An 8864-nucleotide genomic window follows, 5' to 3' on the forward strand; every position below is an offset into this window, starting at 1 on the left:
CTCCTGACTCGGCTTTTCCCCTCCTGGGAGGGGCGGGGGTGGGTTGACTCCTACCCTCACCCATAAGACTTCCATAAGCAAACCCTAATTATTTTGATGCTAGTAGAAAGAATTGAGTCGGGACGCTATGATCGGAATAACTAAGTTAAGTTTTGTAAAGAAAAAATTGACTGCTATTTCACCCAAACATTCTATTATACAACCCAAACCTTGGTACTCCCTAGCTCCTTTATGGCAAGGAGGAGAAGAAGTAGTTCGCCAAGGTCTGCCCCACTCCCAACTTTCACCCACATGGCAAATATTACTACTTGGAGATGGCTCTCCCACTCGTCACTTGCAACTTTTGACAACTGAACCCACAGAAGTTGATGTAATTGATATGTCTCCCATTGGCATGAATCTGGATAATGCCCCTGACTTAATTCATGCTGTACCTGGCCCTAGACTGCGACGACAGGTATGGTTGAGAACAACTTCAGGACAAAGGCTAGCTTATGCTGCTTCCTGGTGGGAAGCGAGTCATGTGGATGAGTATTTGCAAAATCGGTCTTTGCCTATTTGGGCTAGTTTAGCTCGTTTGCGGACCGAATTATATCGAGATGTCCAGGGAATTTATTATGGTCATTCTAGAGAATTAGAGTTAGCTTTTGGCGAGTTAGGACCATTTTGGGGGCGACATTACCTATTTTGGCATCATGGCCAACCACTGACATTAATTTATGAAGTGTTTTCACCTTATCTTAAGAAATATTTGGGACAAACAAACGTGACGGATACAGACTTTCAAAAGTAATAGTTGTTAATTTTTTGATTGCCATAAATATTAAGAATCGACAAATTTTGGATGAATTTAGATGTACAAATAGGATCATCTATTTCTACGTATTTCTGAAGTTTAGCTTTGACTTTGAAAGCGCAACTCCTCCGTAGTAGGCACTCATAAATTATTATGGTTCGACCTTAATCTGATATCAAGTCTCATTAATTAGCCATAATAAAAATTTTCTTCTTTTGAGAGAGAATATTTTTTCGGTGCGGAATGCGCAGAAAACAAATTTCCCCTACCTCCCTACTCCCTAAATTTTTCCGAAGTGGTTATTCAAACAGACATGATACTAGACTTTGTCAGATAGTATAAAAAAACCGGGCATGAGAAGTTTTGTTCAAAATTTTTTTTAATTCACACTCTAAAAGTCTGGGTTTTAGGTCAGGGATTTTTCGATAAAGTTGCAAAAATTTGATCAAATAGTTCTGTTTTGTATTAAGTAGGAACGTTAAAGATGAATTGAAAAATAGTGGTTTGTCAAAAGAATTTTAACGGATGATAAACTATCAATCAAAATGTTTGATCGGCTTTTCAATTTTGAAATACCCGTCATTTTTATTTTGACGGAACAATATAATGAATAAACAGATTTGGTATAAATTATGATGCTGATGCGCTAAATTTTACTTTAAACTTAGACACCCACACGATAATCTTGAAAAAGGTGTGGGTATCTCATACAAAAAGTTTTTATTATTCAGTAATCAATCATCAAAGACTATAACAGTTTGCCATTAAACGAACTGTAATTACAGTAAGTAGTCAGTAATTAGAATATCGGTAGTATAGGACTACAATTATCATTAATTTTAAGGTCTTTGACTGTTTTCCATATTATTTTTTTGCTACATCATTTAATTTAAAATATATTCAGTATTTATCCTCTGGTTTCCTAGTATCTTAACCACAATTTAGACCGGCAAAAATAAATAATATTACTCACTATTTTGTGAATACCAAAATTCTACTCAAGCTATACACAAACCGCTATATTTCATCATTTTAAACTTGGACAGGATTTTCTAGAACAAGTTTAGAACGCTTCAATTTGTCTGGCAAAGGAATAGGATAGTCACCAGTAAAACAGGCAGAACAAAAAGTCTTAGGATCTTCATCCGTTGTTCTTAACATCCCCTCCCAACTCAAGTATGCTAGAGAGTCAACACCTATTTGTTCAGCAATTTCTGCAACTGATTTTGTTGCTCCAATTAATTGCTCCTGGTTATCTGTATCGATGCCATAAAAACAGGGATGAGTAACTGGTGGGGAAGAAATTCTCATGTGAACTTCTGTTGCACCAGAATCTCGCAAAGCTTTAACGATTTTTTTACTGGTGTTGCCACGCACAATGGAATCGTCAACCATAATAATTCGCTTACCTTCTAGTACATCTTTGAGAGGGTTAAGTTTCATTCGGATACCTGATTCTCTCATGTGTTGAGTGGGCTGAATAAAGGTACGGCCAACATAGCGATTTTTAATTAATCCCTCAGCATAGGGAATACCTGATTCTTGAGAAAAACCTATAGCTGCTGGAATACCAGAATCAGGAACACCTATTACCATATCTGCCTCTACTAAAGATTCCCTTGCTAACTGGCGTCCTATTTTCAGTCTGTAGCTGTATAAACTACCACCTTCCATTATACTGTCAGGGCGGGCAAAATAAATCATTTCAAAAATACATAGCTTCCTTTGTGGTTTCTGATTCCAGTGGAAGGAAGCCATGCCTTCTTCTGTAATCCAAACTAACTCTCCAGGTTCAACATCTCGGAGATATTCTGCACCAATAATATCTAAAGCACAGGTTTCTGAGGCAAGGACATATCTTTTTGGGTTGATATCTTCTAAAGTACCAATCACAAGGGGTCTTACACCGTGGGGGTCGCGTACTCCCATCAGACCTTCTGGAGTACCAATAGTTAAACTGAAAGCTCCTTTACACAAATGAAAAGCACTAATAGCAGCTTTTAGCCAGCTTTTACCACTTTTAACTTCTGTGGCGATCGCTAATGCAATCATTTCTGAATCTGTAGTGCTGTTAAAGTTACATCCACGGTCAATTAGTTCTTTTTTTAAGTCTTGTGTATTGACAAGATTACCATTGTGTGCAATCGCTAAAGGTCCAAGAGGAGTCTCAACCAGAGCAGGTTGAGCATTATTAATCTGGCTAGAGCCTGTAGTAGAATAACGAGTATGACCAATTCCTATATTACCAGTCAACTGCTGTAAGATAGACTCATTAAATACTTGAGATACTAGCCCCATTCCTTTATGTATGTAAACTCGATCGTCTTGAAAAGTAGCAATTCCGGCAGACTCTTGACCTCGATGCTGTAGTGCGTATAAGCCAAAATAGGTGAGTTTAGTTACATCTTCTTCTGGGGCATAAATGCCGAAAACGCCACAAGCTTCTTCTGGTTTATCTGTCTCAAGATAATTTTCTAAATGTTTCTCAGTAGTTGAAGGGTAGTTGTCAGTCATGGTTATATTTTAACTCCTTATCAGGATTATTAGTTTTTATAACTATTTTCAAAGTGGTAAATTATCTGGTCTAAGGATAGATAGACTAGGAAAAATTTAACCTCATCTTAAACTATAGTAACTAATTTTGTGAAGTATTGTAAACTAAATAGGTAAAATATTAAGCTCATCAGGGCGATTGATAACTTATCAAACCCTTCGATTTATAAAATTACTAGAATGCTGGTGGCATTCTACTGGAGCTTGCTTAAGGCAAAAAAGTTTTCCTAGAGTTATTTAGTACTAATTGTTGCATCAAACAATTTCGCAAAAAGGTAAGGAAGAAAAAAGAATAAAAATCATGATAGAGATTGGGTAGGAAATATGATTATCAGCCTCTTAGTAGGCATAAATTTTCAAATTCCTTTTTATAGTATTATTTTTGATAATTGGTATTAATGTTGGTAAAATCTGTGTAGTAGGAATGAATCGCCGTTTCAGGTTTAATGTATTATGTCCAGTTAAATACTTAAGTTAAGTCATTTAGAAATATGTATTATTAAACAAATATCCTATGAGTAAAGTGTTAGCTATTTTAGGGTAATTAAGCAATCATGACATTGATTGGATGATTGCTAATGGTAGTAAGAAAAAAATTACTACTAACACTATATTAATCCATGAAGGTCAACCAATTGATGGTCTTTATATTGCACTATATGGCACAATGAAAGTTTATGTAGCTGGTGTTGGAAATCAAGAAATAGGTATTATTACTTCTGGTGAAATTTGGGGAGAGATGTCTTTTGTAGATGGTCGATTACCATCTGCTACTTTAAAGGCGATAGAAAATACTTTAATTCTGTCTATCTCTAAACAAAAATTAAATGAAAAATTAGAGCAAGATGTATTATTTTATCTCAGATTTTATCGAGCAATTACTAAGTTTTTATCGACTCGATTACGCGGTACTGTAACCCGCTTTAGTGAACATCAAGATTTACTTGATCAAGATAATTATGGGAATAATAATACTGAAACATTAGCAGACAATAGTGCCGTAGCTAAGTCTAGATTTGAAGCATTAATGGAAGTCTTAGGAGTAGTTAAAGAAGCACCTCAGCGGTCAGCACCTCAGCAATCAGCAAATTTTTTTTGAGATGCCCTCGTTTGCGGAGTATTAATGACCCTCTTTCTTCATTAGACATCTCCAATAATAAAAAATAAAATTATAGCGGTTTTCATTAACATAGAATACAGCTATTAGGTCTGTAATTATTAAACTTCAAACATACTTATATTTTGTCTGTAGTCTACCTTTGTGAAAACCGCTATAATTATCCCACTCTTATTCATTAATTCTTTCCCCCTACTTCCTACTCCCTTTTTTCTGGAAATGTATATTTAATTTGTACTTTGAAGCTAAAAATTTGAAGATGTCAGAATTTGATCAAAGTGAAAATCAACAAAAATTCGACCGGATAATCATGGGTTATTGTCTAGATATGGCCCAACAAGCTTTAGGTAAAACTGCCCCTAATCCCATGGTAGGTTGTGTGATCGCTCAAAATAGCCAAATTGTAGGAAAAGGGTTTCATCCTGGTGCAGGTCATCCTCATGCAGAAGTGCTTGCTCTCAAGGAGGCAGGTGAAAAAGCAAAAGGAGCTACTGTTTATGTGAGTTTAGAACCATGTAATCACTATGGACGTACGCCACCTTGTACGGAAGCTTTAATTGCAGCAGGTGTAGCAAAGGTTGTGGTGGGAATGATCGATCCAAATCCTTTGGTTGCAGGTAGTGGTATTGCAAAATTACGAGAAGCTGGTATTCAAGTAGTGGTCGGAGTGTTAGAAGCTGAATGTCGTCAACTAAATGAAGCTTTTATTCACCGAATACTCCACCAAAAACCCTTTGGAATTTTGAAATATGCCATGACTCTTGATGGCAAAATTGCTACTACTACAGGTCATAGTGCATGGGTGACATCACCCGCAGCGCGGAGTGAAGTACATAAGTTACGGGTTGCTTGTGATGCTGTGATTATTGGAGGCAATACGGTGCGTCGAGATAATCCACTTTTGACGAGTCGCAGCAGTAAAGTTGATAATCCTTTGCGGGTGGTTATGAGTCGCAGTCTAGATTTGCCTACAGAGGCTAATTTATGGAATGTTGATGAAGCTAATACTTTAGTGTTTACAGAAGTAGAGTCTAATCGAGAATTTCAGCAATATTTGAGGCAAAAAGGGGTTGAAGTAGTAGAAGTTTCATCATTGACTCCGGCAAAGGTGATGGCAAATCTCTACGATCGCGGATTTCTTTCCGTACTTTGGGAATGTGGGGGGACTTTGGCAGCAAGGGCGATCGCTGATGGTGCAGTGCAGAAAATATGCGCTTTTATTGCTCCTAAAATTATTGGTGGCCAAATAGCGCCTTCACCTGTAGGGGATTTAGGATTAATTAAAATGACAGAAGCTGTGGAGTTAGAGAATGTGAGTATTTGTGCTGTTGGTTGTGACTATTTATTGACAGGTTATATTATATTCGATTGAATACTAATACTTTGATGGAAGCAAGATAGGAGGAAAGAAGGGAAGGTTGAAAAGAGTTTATTCATGATAAATTATTATTCAAACATTTTGATGATTGATCTTAAAGTATTTCAACAATTAATTATTAATTATTAATTATTACCTCTCCTTGAAAAGAAAAGGATTGACTAATCATGAAAAATTTTTCTTCTCTTGGTTGATTGGATATGGCTCCGAAGATCGCCATCCCACCCTACGGGAAGCTGCGCTAACGACCGCTTATTTCTCCTGATAGAGCGACAGCTCGCGGCGCAGCCAAGGAGAGAGTTTAAACCTTAATTATTCGGTAATATCATCTCCGGATAATTAGTGCTCAAAAAAACTTCTCCTTTTCTTCCTCTTTATTCTTTATTTCCTCCTGACTCGGTCCGACTGACTCCTCCGTTGTTTATTTATAAGTATTCAACCGGACATGATATAAGTTCTCAATTTTCCGGTAATATTAGTATTATTAAGTCTTTAGTAATCAAGAAAGATATATAAGTAGATATTGAGGCAAGTTCACGGTTTAAATACGAAATAAAATAATATTATCTTTATACAAATAAAATCAACCTTAGATTTGGATATTGTAGAGAATATGCATATAATTTATGAACTAGAAAACGATGGCAGGAACTACAAAGAAATAATCTATTTTTTGATTTTTCACGACTTATTTTAAATAGCTATATCTGAATATAAATTAGAGCGGTTTTCAGGAAGATGGAATACGCAGTAAAAATTATAATTCTTGTATATATCCTCTATATAACTGTAGTCTAATCAAGCGAAAACTGCTATAAATGTATACATAATCTTTTAAATCTAATGACATATATTCCTAACTCAAAAAGTATAGATCCCAGGCCAGATCATCCAGGAACACCCATAGCACTTAACTCCAGATTTTATATCGAGCGACCACCTTGCGAAGAACGTGCATATCAAGAAATTGCTACTCCAGGTAGTTTGATTAGGATTAGAGGGCCTAGACAAATGGGAAAAACTTCTTTCCTACTACGATTGATTAACTACACTAAAACTTTAGATTACCGAATCATAACTATAGATTTTTTACAGACTGATACAGCAGTTTTTGAGAGTACAGAAAAATTTTTACGTTGGTTTTGTATTAATCTTAGTAGGCAGCTAAAATCGACTTATAATATAGATGATTATTGGGACGAAGATATAGGATATAAGGTATGTTGTACGATTTTTGTTGAAGAACTATTACATGAAGTTTATACTCCTGTAGTGTTGATTTTTAAAGAAGTTAATTGCGTCTTTAAATATACTAAAATTACCCAGGATTTTTTACCATTATTACGATTTTGGCATGAACAAGCTCGGATAGTAGAAATTTGGAAAAAACTGCGATTAGTGTTAGTTCATGCTACTGAAATATATGTTTCATTAAGTGTGAATCAATCACCGTTTAATCTTGGTTTACCCATTAAATTATCTGAATTTACACTAGAACAAGTTAAAGATTTTGCTCAACGTTATGGACTAAAGTTGCCAGCAGAACAAATACAAGAATTGATGAATTTAGTAGGCGGGCATCCCTATTTAGTACATCTGGCTTTAGATAATTTATATCATCACAATTTAACTTTTGAAGAATTATTAAGAGATGCTCCTACTCAGAGAGGAATTTATAGTGATTATTTACGCAGTTTATGGATAGTATTACAAAAGCAACCAACACTGGCAGCTACATTTACACAGCTAATTACAGAACCAACAAATATTCAATTGGAACCGATGATTACTTATCAACTAGAAAATTTAGGATTAGTCAAAATAGATGGAAATATTTGTGTTCCTTGCTGTAAGTTATATTCTCTCTATTTTCAAGGGCAAAAATTAGGGCAGACAAGTGATCGAACTGTGGCAGAAAAAACCAAAAATCAAGATTATCAAAATCCACAAGTTTTTACAAATATTAATTCTGTTAAAATGAGTAACCATGATTTTTTTAACTTCTACACTAAGATTGAATGGAATAATATAGTTGCTGAAAACTATCCGATTGCTTTGATATTAGGTGAAATAGATAATTATCAAGTTTATAAAAATCAATATGGAACTAAATTTAGTCATAATTGTTTACAAGTTATATCAAAAAAAATATCTCTGATTTTACAGGATATTCACAATGTACATTTCAACAAGGAAAATGAACAATTTATAATGATTTTGCCGAAAATAGATGGTAGAAAAGCAATAGAAATTGCTGAAATAATTATCCGAGAAATTAAAGAATTGACATTATCTCCTGACAGAGATATGTGGACTAATTTTCCTAACTCTATAGTAACTATGAGTATGGGAATTGCTTGTACAATTCCCAGCGAAAATGAAGCTAGTAGTCTGTTTTTAGCAGCAGCAGAAGCCCTTTTTGAATCTCAAGAACAAGGAGATTGTGTTGCTTTGAGTTCATTTTTAAATTATCAAGATTCTTGAGTATCAAAAGATCGACAGTTTATTTATGTCAATTTATAGATACCAGCCTTCTAAGCAATAATCCTTTTTACATTTTAAATATCAATATTAGGTGTTGGGTTTTAGGTTTTAGGTTTTAGGTTTTAGGTACTTAGTGTTATACCAATTTTATCTTAGGTGGCACAGAATTATGAAATTTATTAACTTGCCTATCTCTATCTACAGTCAACTCTGATTCAAATATTATTCTATGCAACTTAGAAATGAATTTGGAATCAAACAGGAAAGATTTTCTTGTACTGTAGTTGCTCTGACTCAAATCAGCATTCTAAAATTTTACCTAGCCTCAATAATATCAAATTATGAAATGTTTTTTTACCTTGAATAACTTAGAATTAAAGTCGAGAAAATTTTAACATCTTTAACTAATCAAGTTGTTGGTTTATCATTTTCTTTGTGGGTTTAATACCCCACCGTCAACGGGGGTGTTCACGCATTACTTGGGGGAGCGAATCCCCATGTAATTTTCCTCCTGTCTCCTGTCTCCTGTCTCCTGT

The 8864-nt window shown here is 34.9% G+C and carries 5 protein-coding genes; 4 read left to right on the forward strand and 1 reads right to left on the reverse strand.

Going from position 1 to position 8864, the window contains the following annotated elements; genetic code table 11:
- Positions 1–166 precede the first annotated feature (166 nt).
- On the forward strand, positions 167–793 hold the full coding sequence (locus D5R40_RS27565) for a chorismate lyase (protein WP_124142820.1): 627 nt from the start codon (positions 167–169) through the stop codon (positions 791–793).
- A 1035-nt stretch (positions 794–1828) separates the two neighbouring features.
- Here D5R40_RS27565 and purF read toward each other — a convergent pair.
- Positions 1829–3310 carry an amidophosphoribosyltransferase gene (gene purF, locus D5R40_RS27570; protein WP_124142819.1) on the reverse strand — a complete coding sequence of 494 codons (1482 nt, stop codon included), beginning with the start codon at positions 3308–3310 and terminating at the stop codon, positions 1829–1831.
- Between the two features lie 607 nt (positions 3311–3917).
- Here purF and D5R40_RS27575 point away from each other — a divergent pair.
- The 3 genes from D5R40_RS27575 (at position 3918) to D5R40_RS27585 (ending at position 8328) form a co-directional block, all read left to right on the forward strand.
- Positions 3918–4448, forward strand: a complete 531-nt coding sequence (locus D5R40_RS27575) for a cyclic nucleotide-binding domain-containing protein (protein WP_240038745.1) — start codon at positions 3918–3920, stop codon at positions 4446–4448.
- A gap of 277 nt (positions 4449–4725) precedes the next feature.
- On the forward strand, positions 4726–5838 hold the full coding sequence (gene ribD, locus D5R40_RS27580; protein ID WP_124155506.1) for a bifunctional diaminohydroxyphosphoribosylaminopyrimidine deaminase/5-amino-6-(5-phosphoribosylamino)uracil reductase RibD: 1113 nt from the start codon (positions 4726–4728) through the stop codon (positions 5836–5838).
- An 849-nt stretch (positions 5839–6687) separates the two neighbouring features.
- The gene (locus tag D5R40_RS27585) at positions 6688–8328 is read left to right on the forward strand and encodes an AAA-like domain-containing protein (RefSeq protein WP_124142817.1); all 1641 of its coding nucleotides are present in this window, start codon (positions 6688–6690) and stop codon (positions 8326–8328) included.
- Positions 8329–8864: the final 536 nt, after the last annotated feature.

Source organism: Okeania hirsuta (assembly GCF_003838195.1).
In the GTDB taxonomy this organism is placed as follows: Bacteria; Cyanobacteriota; Cyanobacteriia; order Cyanobacteriales; family Microcoleaceae; genus Okeania; species Okeania hirsuta.